Source organism: Vibrio sp. T13N, assembly GCF_032970445.1.
GTDB classification, from domain to species: domain Bacteria; phylum Pseudomonadota; class Gammaproteobacteria; order Enterobacterales; family Vibrionaceae; genus Vibrio; species Vibrio diabolicus.
In genome coordinates this window covers 96,727-112,346 of the sequence record NZ_JAWJYE010000004.1, presented here as the reverse complement: position 1 = coordinate 112,346, position 15,620 = coordinate 96,727, and the positions used below count along the sequence as shown (strand labels likewise).

The window sequence follows — 15,620 nt, the reverse complement described above, 5'->3', positions numbered from 1 at the left end:
GTAAGAGAAGTAATCCCCTGACTGAATGATACAACAAGCAACATTTCGCAAAGATGAAGTAGCAAATCGAAGGCATAAAAATTGCCGCGATAAAGCGGCAATTGAGTTGATAGAATTTAAGATTCAAGCAACACGTTGATATTGAGAAATAAGCGTTTTGACATCTTCTAAATAGCCTTCACGTAACAGGTTATCAACGGTTGCTTCAAGCTCTTCGAGAGACATCGTAAAGCAAGTGGATTTGCCGGTCATTAGGCTCAAATACTGATGGTATTCTTCTTCTGTATAGTGGCCTAAGCGATCGAGTAGTAGTGCTTTGATTCCATGATGAATCAAGCCGTAGTATGTGTGTCGATGAAGTAACATGGCGATCTCCTTATCAAGCTCATCCGCTAACCATTTGCAGCTTGCTTGACCCTCTGGATAATTCGATTTACTTCAGTAATGCACATCTAGTGCCAGTTTTATCTTCGCAAATTAGAAAGTGTTGGAAGTAGCAAAACTCTCATGTTGCAACCAGCGCTTGATGACGGTTTGGAGCGCATTTAACGTGGTTGGCTTTTCAAGTCTGTCATCCATGAGTTTCGCAATGAGCTCCAGCTCTTTAGCTCCAGACTCTCCAGATAGTGCGATGATAGGAACGGAAGACGCAATTTGCTTAATTCGTTGGCTTGCGTCAAATCCATTCATCACTGGCATCTGTACATCCATAAGCACCAAATCAATCTTGTGCGACTGAAATAGCTCCACCGCAGAAGCGCCATTATTTGCTTGTAAGCTGTTGACTCCCAGCCTTTTTAAGTACATTTGAACCAAAGTACGCTGCACCTCTTTGTCATCAACAATGAGCACTGTTGGTGCATCGTTACTTACTTGTACGTGTTGGTCTGTGCGAGGTTCAGAATGTGGTGCATTTACTTTCCAGCCATTGAAGTCTGGTGTTCTCAACGTCTCTGGTTTGGGTGCGTTTGGGACGACCGGGAAATACAAGTAGAACTCAGTAAATTCGCCCAATTCAGACTGGCACTCAATTCGTCCGCCAAAAGAGCGCATAACGCGTTGACAGTAGCCCAAGCCAAGGCCGCTGCCGCCACTTTTTTGATACGAGAAGAAGTCGTCAAATATCTTGTGTAAGATACTGCTATCTATGCCAGGGCCACTATCTCGGAAGACCAGAATGTTTTCGTATGCCCCCGTTTGGCTACGAATCTCAATTTGACTATCGGGATAAGAATCAAAATAGTAGATAGCATTGCGAATCAAATTGAAAATGACAAAGTTAAATAGAGTTTCGTTTAATTTCGCGACAAAATCGTGCTCTTGGGGCAGATTGATCCTTTCAATTATTTGATCGTTTTCAAAGCCATAACGACTGACCGCTTGATCGACAGCTTTATGTATAGACGTAATAGTTAAGGGTTCGTGCTCAGGTGAGCTGTCGCTGACTTCTCGCAAAATAATGTCGATAAGTTGGCGACCACGCTGAATCGCTGCTTCTCCTTTATCAATCTCACTCTTTAACGTCTCAAGTGAAGCGTTTGATTCGATATGCTGTTTTAAAGCTTCAAATCGTAATTGCACTTGAGCGAGAGGGTTACGCATTTCATGCGCAATAGAGTTAGCGAGCGCACGGCTTTGGCGTACTTTTCTATCGGCCTCTATGGTGCTCTGGATGCGAACTAATAAGGTTTGCAATGCTGAAATTTCTTCATTAGAAAACAGCTTATTATCCATTTTGTGTGAAGAAATCAGTAAGTGCGTAACGGACTTTCCACGACCAAAAAGAGGCATTACGAGCGCCGTATTGCTGGATCGCATACGTTCGTAGAGCTTGCGCATTGAGCCTTTAGACGAGGAGGCATAATCAATTTCTTCAGACAGTTCATCAAGCACGAGAACAGACTTGCTTGACGGCAGATAATCTTCATAAAACGTTTCGGTGTAACTGCTGGTGACGAGCTGCAATTTATTATTTGGTATATTCAGTAACGCTGCTAACTGGCGCATTGCATCATCTATTGAGCGTTTAAATTCCTCTTCTAATCCAAGAATTTGTTGAACGGGTGTATGTCGTTTCCCATAAATAAAATAGGACGCGAAACGACTGACGCGTTTGTAAAGCAAGTGCCAAGTGATACCGATGAGTGCGCATAAAGGCACCGCTACAAGCCATTGGTTATCTTCCGAGATAGGAATAAATATTGCGCCCAGCGGGAGGACGAAAATGGCACAGACAAACAGCGCGCTAACGGTTAAGTATGTGAGGTATTTAGCGCTATAAAAGCGAGAGGTAAGCAGGGCATAGCCTACAAACAACATTTCACTAATTGAAAGTGCTGGTGGTAACCAGGTTAAGGAAAAGTCACCAAGGAAGTAAGTCATTCCAAGGTGTATCACTGCAGTTGATAACATGAAGACCAAAATGCCGGCTATCATATAGTTACTTTTTGCCAGCGTGAGTTTGCTGCTGTTCGCTCGCATGGTAATCAAGTTCAGCAGGGTTAATACCACAAATGTCAGCAAACTAATAAAGAAATATGAGGTATGGGGACCAAACTCGATCACGAACTGGCTTGGACCGCTAATGGTGACATTTTCGACAGTAAGGTTTGGCACTAAGTTGATGTAAAGCGAGTACGTTGCTAGTGCCACAAAGATGATTTTTTGCCAGGCTTTGACCGCAGTTTTTTTGATATCAGCCGCTAGCTGGCAAGAAAAATAGAACGCGAATGCAAAGGCAAAGAATGACGCCAAGTTCGCCAACTTAGCCATAAAAATACCGCCAGCGGAGCCCAACTCCGGCAATAAATCGGTATGGAAGTATGCATTGCTGCTGATCCAAACGATGATGCAACTAGAATAAGCAATATACGGCGCATGATGCGAGCCTAAAATCGTTTCACTCTTCTGTTTTAGGCGATAGCAGTAATATAACAACCAAGCGAACACCACCAGTACAGTAGCGTATAGCGTCATTGCTTTTGGATAAAAAAGGCCGTGAAGATGAATATCAAGCATGTTCATTCACCTTTTCATCAATTCTTTTTGTCCGTACGCGGTGTTTGTAGTCGCGAAACTGTATGTCTTGAAATGCTTCAACCATCATACCTAAATTCCAGAAACCGCGGTATGTCTTGGTACCGTCACCGTTAATGTCGCGGTATCCTGAGTGAAAGTAGGCCTCTAAATCAATAGATTGATAGAAATTTAACATAAATATTTGTTCAATAATGGTAAAGCTGAGCTTATAGCCTGCTTTATATAGCTCACTCATCAATGCTTTTTGTGCCAAATACAAAAAGTACAGTTTTTGTTGGATGTTGCCACCCACTGTTAGACGCAGCACTTCGCAAACCGCTTCAGTGTTTTTCAAGTGAGATTGGAACTGCGCATCAAATTCAGTAAGAGTCCGTTGGCGAGTTAGAGCGTTACCTCCCCAAAGGCCTAATTGATTAAGAGTAATGTAGCCATAATCAGGAAGGCAAAACTGCCATTGCTCACTACTAAATGGTAATGAATAGCTGAGCCAGGTATTTCTTTGGTGCCAGTTTTGCACCAAAGCGGAGGAGACCATGATTGGTGTAGATGACTGCTTGAACAATAGCACAAAGTGTTGACCTTTCTGCGAGAGTGATAGTAGAGGCAATATCTCAAACCATTGTTCAGTTTGGACGAAGAGCTCAAGGTTGCTCAGTGTGATTGCTTCGAAAATCGGCATTAATGCAGCGTGATTCGGCAGTGTTACCTTTAGGTCACATTCGGCAATATCTTCGATCAATATGCTTGAATAGTCGCGGTCGTCAAACGAGAGCTGAGTTGGTCTTGTCGCTTCATTTAAAGGGTGCTTTTGCTTGATCGCAGCAATCTCACATTCACACCAGAAAACCATCCAATGCGGGTAACAATCTGCGGCAATTTGTTCAATTAAGAGCGCCTCTTCGGAGAAAGGCGTTGGATACTGCTGTACTAAATCTCGATAATCTATTAATTCAAACAGTACGGACAGACTCTTAGATGCGTATTTAGGAAAGAGGGATTTAAGAAGCTTTATTCTATACAAAGCAACTTGTTGAAAAAGAGAAGACCTTTCTTGCGGTGTAAGAGTAAGAAGAACCGTGTCAACCAGCGCCTGTTGTTTTGACTCGATCGGCAAATCTGTACTGGCGAGGGGCTCCAAAGACAGCTTAAGACTCATGATATAACCTAGTTCTGACGTTTTTTATATTTTGTAATGGTTTATATCATTTTGATAAATTTATGCTATTGGTTTCTATTTATATAGTTACGTAATGCAAGAAAAGACAAAAAAACCGCTCATAGTGAGCGGTTTTTAGTTCATTCGAGAAAGGACTAAGCTTCTTGCTTTTTAAGCTCAGCTTCTGCCGCTTCCTCTTCAATTAGCGCATCAACGATAACTGCACATGCTGCATCACCTGTGATGTTTAGTGCTGTACGAATCATATCGAAAATACGGTCAAGAGCGAATAGCAGTGGTAAACCTTCGATTGGAATACCAGCGGCAAGAAGCACGGCAACCACTAGGAAAGAAGGACCAGGAACACCCGCTTGACCAACCGCACCCAATGTAGACGTTACGATAATTGCAATGTAAGCGCCCATACCTAAATCGATATTGAACAGTTGAGCAAAGAAGATAGCAACCAAGCCATAGTAAATCGCATTACCTGACATGTTGATCGTTGCGCCTAGAGGCAGAACAAATGACGCGGTTGAATTTTTTACGCCCAGTTCTTTTTCACAGGTGTCCATTGTGACAGGCAGTGTTGCCATAGAAGAGGCCGTTGAAAGCGCAACAGCTTGTGGTTTTTTCATTGAAGACAGGAACTTCTTCGCTGATGTCTTGGTGAAAATATGCACCATTGCTGGGTAAACAACGAAACCGAAGATTAGGATTGCGGCAACGTAAACAACGAACAGTTTGAATACCACCATTAGTGCGCCAAAACCGAATGTACCGACTGCTTCTGCCATCAGGCCGAACACACCGATAGGGGCAATGATCATCACTTTGTTGATCATCCAAACCATTGCGTCAACGATGCAGTTAACACCATTAATGATTGGCTCACGACGCTCTTTTGCTTGCTTAGAAATTGCAATACCAAAGAACATACAGAAAACGAGGATCTGTAGGATGTTTGCTTCATTTAGTGATTGGAAAACGTTGGTTGGGATCATACCAGTGATGGTTGCCCAGAAAGTAGGTAGTTCACCTTTTGAAGCGTATTCTGCTGAGAACATGCCTTCAACGCCAGAGACGTCGATCCCCATGCCTGGTTGGAATACTTCACCCATAAATAGTGCAAGCGCAACGGCTAGGGCGGATGTTAAACCAAAATAACCTAGAGTGACGATGCCAACTTTACCTGCTGACTGGCTGTTCCCAAGACCAGCTGCACCAGAAATCAAGGCTACAGCGACCAAAGGAATAACCAACATTTTGATTAAGTTGATAAAGATAGCACCTAAAGGAGCGAACACTGTCGCATCATGACCCATCATGGCACCAACGGCTGTGCCCACGATCATGGCGATTACGACTTGTACGCCAATGTTGTTTAGCAAACTCTTTTCTTTTAACACTTCCATAACCTCTGTGCTAATAAAATGTAAAATCCTAAAATTACCCACTAACCATAAATGGTTTTATGGATAATTATCTCGCCTTGCTTTTTACACTTATCGTTTACAATTGGCAATATGCAGCAAGGTATTATTGATGGATTAATCGATATTTTATTGATGAACGATAAAGTTTTGTTCAATAGCAAACGTTTGCTATTGATTTTTGTTATGCCTATTAGCTGTGTAATTGTTTTTATTTATTTCTTTTTCTTGTTTACTTTTTGTTAACTGAGATGGATTTTGTGTTTGCGTGCGTAGTCTGCGTCTTGCGTGACTTGGATTGATATTTATAACAATTAATTTCTTTCAAGCTCACACTTTTACCAATTAGCTTTGTGAAATGTTAATTGTTTTACATTCTTAGTTTTGATTGCATTGTAAACATAATGTTAATCAGAAATGGGCGAGACAAATATTAAGTACCAACATTTTAGTGTCGAGGAGTGCTCTCTCTGTTAATGCTCCCGAGCCGATAAAACGAAAATCAACAAGTAAGAGGTGAAGCGATTATGATGAATCTTGCTGCTGCATTACAAAGAAATGCTGCGAGTAAACCAGATAAGACGGCGTTGATATGTGGTGATGTCGAGATAACTTATGCGCAGTTTGATGCGATTACCGGAAAGATCGCGGCATCTTTGATCAACAAAGGGGTCGTTCCGGGCGATCGTATTGCGCTCTCATGCCCAAACATTCCTTTTTTCGCGTTTGTTTATTATGCGATACAAAAAGCTGGCGCGGTTGCTGTCCCATTAAATGTGCTTTTGAAAGCGCGAGAAATTAAGTATCACTTAGAAGATTCAAAAGCGAAGTTTTACTTCTGTTTTGAAGGGACAGCTGAACTGCCAATGGCAAAAGAGGGGGTTAAAGCGTTTGAGCAGGCTGATATATGTGAAAATATGGTCGTGATGACTCAATCTCAAAGTGAAAACGAATGGAATGGTGTGCCAACTCTCAATGCTTTTATAGCGAATGCAGAACCATTGTCAGATTATGTACCGCGTAATGCAGATGATACTTGTGTTATTTTGTATACATCAGGGACGACGGGCTTACCAAAAGGAGCTGAACTGACGCAGCAGAACATCATAATGAATGCTCTGGTGGCACAAAACATTATGGGCAGCCAGGCCGATGATGTTCACTTAGTAACTTTGCCCTTATTTCATACCTTTGGTCAAACCGTCCACTTAAATGCTAGTGTTTTGGGCGGGGCAACCTTGGTGTTAGTGCCTAGGTTTGAGCCTAAACATGTTCTTGAGCTGATGGAAAAACACAAAGTGACGTTGTTTGCTGGGGTGCCAACGATGTATATCGGTTTGCTTCATGTCCAGCACCAATTTGATACATCCTCACTACGTGTTGCTATCAGCGGTGGAGCCCCGTTGCCAACCGAAATCTTTAGATCCTTTGAGGAACAATTTAATGTCCCAATTCTTGAAGGATACGGGTTATCAGAAACAAGTCCTATTGCATGTTTTAATCATTTAGATCAGGAACGTATACCAGGATCGGTAGGTCAACCGATTCAAGGCGTTGAAGTAAAAGTTGTCGACATTGAAGGCAATGCGCTACCGATCGGTGAAGAAGGTGAGATTGTTGTGCGTGGGCATAATGTTATGAAGGGATACCTTGACCGCCCGGAAGTCACTGAATCCGCGCTACAAAATGGCTGGTTCCATACTGGTGATGTTGGCCGTTTTAACAGTACAGGTAATCTATTTATCGTCGATAGAATAAAAGATCTGATCATTCGAGGTGGATTTAACGTTTACCCTAGAGAAATTGAAGAAGTGTTTATGACTCATCCTGCAATCTCAATGGTAGCGGTGATAGGGATTCCAAATGAAGAGTATGGCGAAGAGATAAAGGCTTACGTTGTGCTTAAACCGGGAGAGTACATTGACGCGGAAACATTACAAAAGTGGGGCAAAGAGCAGTTAGCCTCTTTTAAATATCCTCGTTATGTTGAAATTCGTGAGCATCTCCCGATGAGTGCAACAGGAAAGATTTTAAAGCGTGAATTGAAATCTGAATTGAATGTGGCTTAGTCAATTCAATGAACTTCGGGTCACAGCGCCACTTGTTTGGAGCGAGTGGTGTTGTGCACGTTACTCAAGAATAGAAGATGGCAATCTCTCGCTAGCGTGTACACATGAACTATCTGTTTACTCTATTGTTCGAGTTGTTTTATGTGCGCTTCTAAGCGTTTTGGATTAGTAATGGTCACTGAACCATATTTCAGTTCTAGCATCCCAATACTCTCTAAGTTTTTTAGTACTTTATGAACACTTTGACGAGTTAGCCCCATCATGTTGGCGATATGTTCTCTAGTCACTCTCACGACACACGGCTGAGTATTGATAGCTTGGTTGTGTTGGTATTCAGCAAGCAACAGCAACCTTCTTGCAATCCGCTCTTCGATTCCTCTAATCGCATCATCTTCGATAACAGAAATGGCAGACCATAAGCGGCGGCTAAGTAAGTCGAGAATCGTAGGATAACTTTGAGGATATTTGGCGAGTAATTGGCGAAACTTATCACCAGGTAGTTCCAGTAAGGTCACGCCCGAATGCGCGGTTGCGCCAAAAATACGGGGCATGCCGGGAGAAAAAACATTGTCTCCAAACCAGCCTCCTGCCTCGAAAATCATTAATGTGACTTCTTTGCCTTTTGAACTCATCGAATTAATTCGTACGGCACCCTGTGCAATGACAATAAGAGAAGATTGAGGTTCCCCTTTATTGCAAATCAGTGCTTTTTCGTCGAAACAGCGAACTTTAGCTATTTGTGCTGCTTCACTAAGTCCTTTCTCGGGCAGCCCTGATAATACAGGACATTTGGCTAATAATGCTTTGACTTCTTCCATGTGCAACCTTACTGCATCCTGCTCTAGTTATTATTTGTGCTGGTTAAGTGGCAAAGTTTATCACTCTTTGATTGCTCTGCTTTAGATTGGTTTAGAAAGTGCGGGCGTTGAATAAAAAATGATATGGTATAAACGCCATACAAGAAAACGCCCGCTAAACAGAATGTTAAGCGGGCGCTATAGCGTTACATCAAATGGAAATTATTTCTGAGTGGCAGCTTTCATCGCTGACACAAAATCACCAAGTTTATCGAGCATAATTTGTGGCTGCTCGACATTCGCTTCAATGATTTTCACCACAGCTGAGCCGGAGATGGCCCCTGCTGCGCCAGACTCTATTGCTTGTTTCACCTGTGCTGGTTCAGAAATACCGAAGCCAAGCAGCGCTGGTGGTGCATCGAACTGGTTTAATCTATCTAACATGTGACCAACTGGCATGTTTGCTTTGGTTTCTGCACCAGTGACGCCAGCACGAGAAAGCAAGTAAGTGTAGCCACCACCCAGTTCTGATACTTGCTTCAGTGTTTCGTCACTTGCCGTTGGCGGTGCGATGAAGATTGGGTGAATACCAAACTTCTCTGCTGCTGCAACAAACTCTGCACTTTCATTGGTTGGTACGTCTGCAATCAAAACAGAATCGATGCCTGCTTTTGCACAGCGCTCGTAGAAGTTTTCGACACCGCGTGAGTAAACTAGGTTCGCGTACATCAGAAGGCCAATAGGCAGATCTGGGTATTTAGCACGAATCTTACCAATTTGTTCAAAGCAGATATCTGGTGTAGCGCCTGAATCTAGCGCACGAATGTTAGCGCCTTGGATGGTTGGGCCATCTGCAAGCGGATCTGAAAATGGAATACCAAGTTCAAGGGCGTCTGCGCCAGACTCAATAAGGGTTTCCATGATCTTGTAAGATTGTTCTGCGTCTGGATCGCAAACCGTTACGAACGGTACAAATGCGCCTTGGTTTTTTTCGTTTAGGCGCGCAAACATCTTCTCATAACGGCTCATTAAATCACTCCTTTTTCTTCTAGGATGGCGTGTACGGTGAAGATGTCTTTGTCACCACGACCAGATAGGTTTACGACCAATAGTTGTTCTTTCTCAGGATTCTCACGAGCCATGCGCAATGCATGAGCTAGAGCGTGAGAAGACTCTAGAGCTGGGATGATCCCTTCGCTGCGAGCCAATTCTTGGAATGCCTCGAGCGCTTCGTCGTCAGTTACGTTGTCATATTCTGCACGGCCAATTGCGTTTAGGTGTGCGTGCTGTGGACCAACTGAAGGGAAATCAAGACCCGCAGATACAGAGTAAGACTCCTCAACTTGGCCGTTAGGATCTTGCATCAATGGCGCTTTCATACCAAAGAAGATGCCCGTTTTGCCATGTTTAAGTGGTGCACCGTGTTGGTCAGTATCGATACCTTTACCTGCTGGCTCAACACCAATGAGGCGAACGCTTTCTTCTTCGATGAAGTCAGCAAACATACCAATCGCGTTTGAACCGCCGCCCACACACGCGATAACTGCATCAGGAAGACGACCTTCACGTGCCAAAATCTGATTCTTAGTTTCTTCACCGATCATTCGTTGGAAATCACGCACGATGGTTGGGAATGGGTGAGGACCAGCCGCTGTACCTAGTAGGTAGTGCGCGTCTTCATAAGTTGCAGACCAGTCGCGTAGCGCTTCGTTACATGCGTCTTTAAGTGTTGCTGAACCTGAGTGAACCGGAATTACTTCTGCACCCATGAGTTTCATACGGAATACGTTCGGGCTTTGGCGCTCAACGTCTTTTGCACCCATGTAAACGCGACACTTAAGGCCAAGCAGCGCACACGCTAGTGCAGTTGCTACGCCGTGTTGACCTGCGCCGGTTTCTGCGATGATTTCGTTTTTACCCATGCGTTTCGCAAGCAGAGCTTGACCTAACACTTGGTTGGTCTTGTGCGCGCCACCGTGAAGCAGATCTTCACGTTTTAGGTACAGTTTGGTTTTCGTACCTTTGGTTAGGTTACGAGTTAGAGTCAAAGCCGTTGGACGGCCCGCATACTCTTGAAGAAGTGTCATGAATTCGCTGCGGAATTCTGGATCTTCTTGCGCGTCGATAAACGCTTGCTCTAGTTGCTCCAGTGCTGGAACTAGAATTTGCGGAACGTACTGACCGCCGTATTCGCCAAAGTAGGCATTCAGTTTTGCCATCGTTATATTCCTTCTCGTATTTTTCGCTACGAATAGCTTTAAATTTTTTAGCTGATATCCAGCTTTAGTAGTTGCGAATGGCGGTGAATGCCGCGAGCAACTTCTGTGAATCTTTTTTGCCTGGCGCACTTTCTACACCAGAGTTTAAATCTAATCCCAAGCAACCTAGTGTCGCTGCTTGTTGAGCATTTTCTGGCGACAGTCCGCCTGCTAGCATAATTTGACTTGGGTCACCGATCAGTGACCAGTCGAACACTTGACCAGTTCCGCCAGTTTGGGTGCCAACTTGCGCATCTAATAGATGGCGGTCGATGTGGTCTGCAAGTAGTTCTGGCTTCGCATCAGTCACGCCGTAAGCTTTCCAAATTTCTACTGTTGTTGGCAGTTCGGCTTTGAGTTGGTTTACGTAAGCTTGGTCTTCTTGACCATGTAGTTGCACCGCTTTCAAACCCAGAGAGGTCACGACAGAAGCAACAAAATCGATATCGTGATTTTGGAACACGCCTACATAGTTCAGTGGAGCACCGCTCATGGTTAAGCGCGCACCTTCAAGGTCAACCGCACGCTTAGACTTCTCGACAAAAATCAGGCCACCAAATACCGCACCAGCTTGATAGGCTTTCGCTGCGTCATCTGGGTGCGTTAAGCCACACACTTTGTTTTCGCCTAACGTCACTTTACGTACAGCAAGTTCTAGGTTGTCTTCCGCCATCAGTGAACTACCAATCAAGAAGCCGTCTGCGTATTCCGCTAAATCACGAACTTGTTGATGCGTATAAATGCCAGACTCTGAAATCACGGTCGCGTTTGGTGCTAATTCGCGAATTGTCGGTGCCAGTTCTTTAGTACGATTCAAATCAGTACTTAGGTCGCGAAGGTTACGGTTATTGATGCCGATAACGCGAGCGCCCAGCTTAACGGCACGGTGAAGCTCTTCTTCGTTGCTGACTTCGGTCAGAATGCCCATGTTCAGGCTGTGTGCTGCTTCTTCTAGGGCTTTGTACTCTTCATCATTGAGGACAGACAGCATTAGCAAGACAGCATCAGCACTGTAATGACGCGCTAGGTAAACTTGGTAGGTATCTACCATGAAGTCTTTGCACAGAACTGGCTGTTTGACTTGACCACTCACTTGAGGAAGAAAGTCAAAGTTACCTTGGAAGTATTTCTCGTCTGTTAATACTGAAATTGCATCGGCATGGTTGTTGTAAACCGATGCAATGTAATCCAAGTCGAAGTGATCACGAATCAAACCTTTGGAAGGAGACGCCTTCTTACATTCGGTGATGAATGCTGTCTTTTCGCCACTCAGTGCATCGTAGAAGCTGCGGTCCGATGGCAGCAAATCAGACTGAAATGTGCTTAGCGGTTGAGACACCTTACGGTCTGCTACCCATTGATATTTGTCGCGGACAATTTTTGCCAGTACTTCTGCCATTTCTGCTTCTTTCTTAGAAACGTGTTCAGACAGGTTGTCAGCTTGCTGAGTGTTGAAGTCAGTCATCTTCTTCAATTCCTTAAGCGTGTGCGGCAAGTTGTTGTACCAATTGGTACGCCTTGCCTGAATTCATTGCCTCAATCGCTTGTTGCGTGTTGGCTTTTAAATCTTCGTGGCCGAATAGACGCATTAGCAGCGCAACGTTCACCGCCACTGCGCCCAATTGTGCGCCTGTGCCTTTACCCGTCAGGATATTGGTAATAATCGCTTTGTTTTCTTCAGGATCACCGCCTTTGATCGCTTCTAGCGGGTGCGCATCTAAACCGAAGTCTGCAGGCGTTAGTTTGTATTCTGTGATCTTACCGTCTTTGATCTCTGCAACGGTTGTTTCACCGTGAATCGCCACTTCGTCCAGACCGCTACCGTGTACTACAGCGGCGCGCTTCATACCCATTTGTAGCATGGTTTCTGCGATAGGACGAACCAGTTCTTCACTATAAACGCCCATCAATTCGATGTTAGGACGAGCAGGGTTAATCAGTGGGCCAAGAATGTTAAAGATGGTGCGTGTTTTCATGGTTTGACGCACTGGCATCGCATGACGCACACCACCGTGGTATTGAGGTGCAAATAGGAAAGCAACACCGATATCGTCGACCGCTTTGCGTGTATCTTCTGCGCTCATGGCTAGGTTGATACCAAATGAATCAAGAAGGTCAGAAGAGCCAGATTTGCTTGAAACGCTGCGGTTACCGTGTTTCGCTACTTTTAGCCCACATGCAGCAGCAACAAACGCCGCAGTGGTTGAAATGTTGATGGTGTTGTGGCCGTCACCGCCCGTACCTACGATATCTGCGAAATCGTAATCTGGGCGAGGGAATGGGTTTGCATTTGCCAGCAGTGCTTTTGCCGCACCCGCAATTTCATCCGGTGTTTCGCCTTTAATTTTTAGTGCAGTCAGTGCTGATGCCATCAAAATCGAATCGAGTTCACCACGGATGATGATGTCAAACAGCTGTTGGCTCTCTTCCTGAGTAAGCGATTCTTGCTCGTACAGTTTGGTAATAATAGGGTTGATGATTGCTTCCATATTTCCTCTCCTAAATTTCTTATGTGCCAAGTGCTCTTTAAGCAGTGAGTGGGTTCACTGAAGTTGATTCTTCAAGCGCCCATTCAATGGCATTGGCCAACAGTGTTGCTCCGTAGGTCGTCATAATAGATTCCGGGTGGAACTGGAACCCGCAAACTTTATCTTCTTCATGTACAACAGACATCACCAAGTCATCCGCTTCTGCTGTGATGGTTAGGCTCTCAGGAACCTTGGTTGCAACTAACGAGTGGTAACGTGCAATTGCAAGTGGTGATGGTAGGTTTTGGTAAATCGCATGGTTTAGGTGCTCCATCATAGAGACCTTACCGTGAATGATTTCGCCTGCACCAGCGACGGTGCCGCCGTACGCTTCAACAATTGCTTGGTGACCAAGACAAATGCCGATCATCGGAACTTTGCCTTTCATGCGTTGGATAAGCTCTGGCATTGACCCTGCTTCTGAAGGAGCACCAGGGCCTGGCGATAGCAGAACCACTGGGTTTTCAAGCTCGTTTACCGCTTGTTCGATGGTTTCTGCTGGGATGTTGTTTCGGTAAATCTTGACTGAGTGACCTAGCGAGCGGAATTGATCCACAAGGTTGTAGGTGAACGAGTCAAAGTTATCGATGAATACGATGTTCGCCATGTCTGCTACTCCTTGTTCGTAGGTTGAGAATGCGCTGCTTGAATAGCAGAGATTACCGCTTGTGCTTTACTGCGCGTTTCGTCTGCTTCCGCTTGTGGATCAGAGTCGAACACAACGCCTGCACCAGCTTGAACTTGAGCAATGCCGTTCTCAACGTACGCTGAGCGGATCACGATACAAGTATCTAATGTTCCTTCGCCTGTAAGGTAACCCACAGCACCGCCGTAGCTACCGCGTCGTGCGCCTTCTACATCGCGAATCAACTGCATTGCACGAATCTTTGGTGCGCCAGTGAGCGTGCCCATGTTCATACAAGCTTGGTATGCGTGCAGGGCGTCTAGGTCTTCACGCAGTTGACCAACCACACGAGATACTAAGTGCATTACGTGGCTGTAGCGGTCGACTTTTAGTAGGTCTGCTACGTGGCGAGTGCCAGCTTGAGCAATACGAGCGACGTCGTTACGTGCTAAGTCAACCAACATCATGTGTTCTGCGTTTTCTTTCATGTCGGTGCGCAGTTCAAGTTCGATGCGGCTATCTAGGTCGAAATCAATCTCGCCGTTAGGGCGCTTACCGCGGCGACGAGTGCCTGCGATTGGGTAGATTTCAATTTGGTTAGTGTCGGTTTCGTACTTAAGCGCGCTTTCTGGTGATGCACCAAACAGAGTGAACAGCTCATCTTGCATGTAGAACATGTAAGGGCTTGGATTACTTTGTTTCAGTTCTTTGTAAGCCGCGAGTGGAGCAGGGCAAGGTAGAGTGAATCGGCGAGATGGTACGACTTGGAATACATCGCCTTTCACTACGAACTCTTTTAAGTCGCGAACGATTTGACAGAAGTCATCATCAGATACGCTAGGTTCTACCGTTACGTCGGCGATTTTCTCTGCACTTGGAAGTAACTTTGGAGCCGCACATTGAGCACTGATTTCTGCGATGCGAGTCTCTAGCGCTAGTTTTTCAGAATCATCCACAAACAATGTAGCTTGAAGCTGGCAAGATTCCGTTTGATGGTCGACAACAAGCAATGTTTCCGCTACGTAGAAAACGTAATCTGGACATTGATTGGTTGCTCCTGCATTACCAAGCGGCTCGAAGTTTGCGACTAAGTCGTAGGCAAACAGACCGCCAAGGAAAATCGCGTGTTTGTCTTGCTGTGAAATATCGAAGCTGTGTTGCACTAAACGTAGAGCGTCAAAAGAAGAAGCTTCACGTAGTCGAGAGTCTTCATCTAACGTGTCGCATGGGTGGCTAAACTCCAAAGTCAGCGTTTCGCCATCGAACTTACTCTCAACGTCACCACGGATGTTCTGGTTTAGGTGAGACAGTAGGTTTTTACCGTTGTTGGTTAACGCCTGCATGTTTACAGTGTGGCCGTAACAAACGATGCGCACCGCTGAATCGACGATTAAAAGTGATTTTAGATTCTGTTTCGAATCAATTTCAGCGGATTCGAGAAGCAAGCTATCTCTTTTGTTCTCACAAATGGTATGGAACAAACGTGTTGGGTCTTGAGTGTAAGGAACCGAAGTCTTTAATACTTCTAGGCATCCAAGTTTCTTGATTTCTATGGCCTTATTCACAAGACCTCCTTGTAGCTGTCTAAATCTTCCTGCCGTACATAGTCGCATAAAGCAAACGTTCTCCCAATCTAGAGTTAGCCATATTCGATTAATGTTTAGGCAGTTGAATGTGAAATGAGCAACAAAACAAAAAAGCCCGCTTAAGTAGCG

At 44.8% G+C, this 15,620-nt stretch carries 12 protein-coding genes and 1 other annotated feature (1 of these 13 running past the window's edge); of the genes, 1 reads left to right on the top strand and 11 read right to left on the bottom strand.

The features are described from left to right. Window positions 1-123 precede the first annotated feature (123 nt). The 4 genes from R2S67_RS08120 to R2S67_RS08105 all read right to left on the bottom strand — a co-directional run bounded on the left by R2S67_RS08120 (window position 124) and on the right by R2S67_RS08105 (window position 5,610). Window positions 124-366 carry a hypothetical protein gene (locus R2S67_RS08120; protein ID WP_005392851.1) on the bottom strand — a complete coding sequence of 81 codons (243 nt, stop codon included), beginning with the start codon at window positions 364-366 and terminating at the stop codon, window positions 124-126. A 111-nt stretch (window positions 367-477) separates the two neighbouring features. Next, the gene (locus tag R2S67_RS08115; RefSeq protein ID WP_005392853.1) at window positions 478-3,018 is read right to left on the bottom strand and encodes a hybrid sensor histidine kinase/response regulator; all 2,541 of its coding nucleotides are present in this window, start codon (window positions 3,016-3,018) and stop codon (window positions 478-480) included. Then, on the bottom strand, window positions 3,011-4,195 hold the full coding sequence (locus tag R2S67_RS08110; protein WP_317343176.1) for an acyl-homoserine-lactone synthase: 1,185 nt from the start codon (window positions 4,193-4,195) through the stop codon (window positions 3,011-3,013). The genes R2S67_RS08115 and R2S67_RS08110 overlap by 8 nt, the downstream gene beginning before the upstream one ends. Before the next feature lie 155 nt (window positions 4,196-4,350). Continuing rightward, window positions 4,351-5,610, bottom strand: a complete 1,260-nt coding sequence (locus tag R2S67_RS08105) for a dicarboxylate/amino acid:cation symporter (RefSeq protein ID WP_012841620.1) — start codon at window positions 5,608-5,610, stop codon at window positions 4,351-4,353. 545 nt (window positions 5,611-6,155) lie between these two features. On the opposite strand from R2S67_RS08105, the gene R2S67_RS08100 reads away from it, so the two are divergent. After that, window positions 6,156-7,697 carry a long-chain fatty acid--CoA ligase gene (locus R2S67_RS08100; RefSeq protein WP_317343174.1) on the top strand — a complete coding sequence of 514 codons (1,542 nt, stop codon included), beginning with the start codon at window positions 6,156-6,158 and terminating at the stop codon, window positions 7,695-7,697. A 122-nt stretch (window positions 7,698-7,819) separates the two neighbouring features. Here the strand turns inward: R2S67_RS08100 and R2S67_RS08095 are convergent, their stop codons facing one another. The 7 genes from R2S67_RS08095 to R2S67_RS08065 all read right to left on the bottom strand — a co-directional run bounded on the left by R2S67_RS08095 (window position 7,820) and on the right by R2S67_RS08065 (window position 15,470). Beyond that, a complete protein-coding gene (locus R2S67_RS08095; protein ID WP_176319997.1) occupies window positions 7,820-8,515 on the bottom strand; it encodes a Crp/Fnr family transcriptional regulator in 696 nt (231 codons plus the stop codon). A 201-nt stretch (window positions 8,516-8,716) separates the two neighbouring features. Next, window positions 8,717-9,523 (bottom strand): tryptophan synthase subunit alpha, encoded by an 807-nt coding sequence (gene trpA / locus R2S67_RS08090; RefSeq protein ID WP_256949190.1) that lies wholly within the window; start codon window positions 9,521-9,523, stop codon window positions 8,717-8,719. After that, a complete protein-coding gene (trpB, locus tag R2S67_RS08085; protein ID WP_005394827.1) occupies window positions 9,523-10,713 on the bottom strand; it encodes a tryptophan synthase subunit beta in 1,191 nt (396 codons plus the stop codon). Before trpB ends, trpA begins: the two co-directional genes overlap by 1 nt. 64 nt (window positions 10,714-10,777) lie before the next feature. Further along, entirely contained in the window at window positions 10,778-12,217 is a 1,440-nt protein-coding gene (trpCF, locus tag R2S67_RS08080) for a bifunctional indole-3-glycerol-phosphate synthase TrpC/phosphoribosylanthranilate isomerase TrpF (protein ID WP_317343172.1), read from the bottom strand. A 13-nt stretch (window positions 12,218-12,230) separates the two neighbouring features. Further along, the gene (gene trpD, locus R2S67_RS08075; protein WP_317343171.1) at window positions 12,231-13,241 is read right to left on the bottom strand and encodes an anthranilate phosphoribosyltransferase; all 1,011 of its coding nucleotides are present in this window, start codon (window positions 13,239-13,241) and stop codon (window positions 12,231-12,233) included. Window positions 13,242-13,278: 37 nt separating this feature from the next. Continuing rightward, on the bottom strand, window positions 13,279-13,887 hold the full coding sequence (locus tag R2S67_RS08070) for an aminodeoxychorismate/anthranilate synthase component II (protein WP_164666471.1): 609 nt from the start codon (window positions 13,885-13,887) through the stop codon (window positions 13,279-13,281). A 5-nt stretch (window positions 13,888-13,892) separates the two neighbouring features. Next, window positions 13,893-15,470: an anthranilate synthase component 1 gene (locus R2S67_RS08065; protein WP_317343168.1), complete on the bottom strand. Its 1,578-nt coding sequence runs from the start codon at window positions 15,468-15,470 to the stop codon at window positions 13,893-13,895. Window positions 15,471-15,596: 126 nt separating this feature from the next. Then, window positions 15,597-15,620 (bottom strand) — a sequence feature (Trp leader region); it runs 80 nt beyond the window's last position.

What these genes read in the sequence shown, in the direction of transcription:
- R2S67_RS08120 (WP_005392851.1), bottom strand. Translation starts at nt 366, where the DNA reads ATGTTACTTCATCGACACACATACTACGGCTTGATTCATCATGGAATC.
- R2S67_RS08115 (WP_005392853.1), bottom strand. Translation starts at nt 3,018, where the DNA reads ATGCTTGATATTCATCTTCACGGCCTTTTTTATCCAAAAGCAATGACG.
- R2S67_RS08110 (WP_317343176.1), bottom strand. Translation starts at nt 4,195, where the DNA reads ATGAGTCTTAAGCTGTCTTTGGAGCCCCTCGCCAGTACAGATTTGCCG.
- R2S67_RS08105 (WP_012841620.1), bottom strand. Translation starts at nt 5,610, where the DNA reads ATGGAAGTGTTAAAAGAAAAGAGTTTGCTAAACAACATTGGCGTACAA.
- R2S67_RS08100 (WP_317343174.1), top strand. Translation starts at nt 6,156, where the DNA reads ATGATGAATCTTGCTGCTGCATTACAAAGAAATGCTGCGAGTAAACCA.
- R2S67_RS08095 (WP_176319997.1), bottom strand. Translation starts at nt 8,515, where the DNA reads ATGGAAGAAGTCAAAGCATTATTAGCCAAATGTCCTGTATTATCAGGG.
- trpA (WP_256949190.1), bottom strand. Translation starts at nt 9,523, where the DNA reads ATGAGCCGTTATGAGAAGATGTTTGCGCGCCTAAACGAAAAAAACCAA.
- trpB (WP_005394827.1), bottom strand. Translation starts at nt 10,713, where the DNA reads ATGGCAAAACTGAATGCCTACTTTGGCGAATACGGCGGTCAGTACGTT.
- trpCF (WP_317343172.1), bottom strand. Translation starts at nt 12,217, where the DNA reads ATGACTGACTTCAACACTCAGCAAGCTGACAACCTGTCTGAACACGTT.
- trpD (WP_317343171.1), bottom strand. Translation starts at nt 13,241, where the DNA reads ATGGAAGCAATCATCAACCCTATTATTACCAAACTGTACGAGCAAGAA.
- R2S67_RS08070 (WP_164666471.1), bottom strand. Translation starts at nt 13,887, where the DNA reads ATGGCGAACATCGTATTCATCGATAACTTTGACTCGTTCACCTACAAC.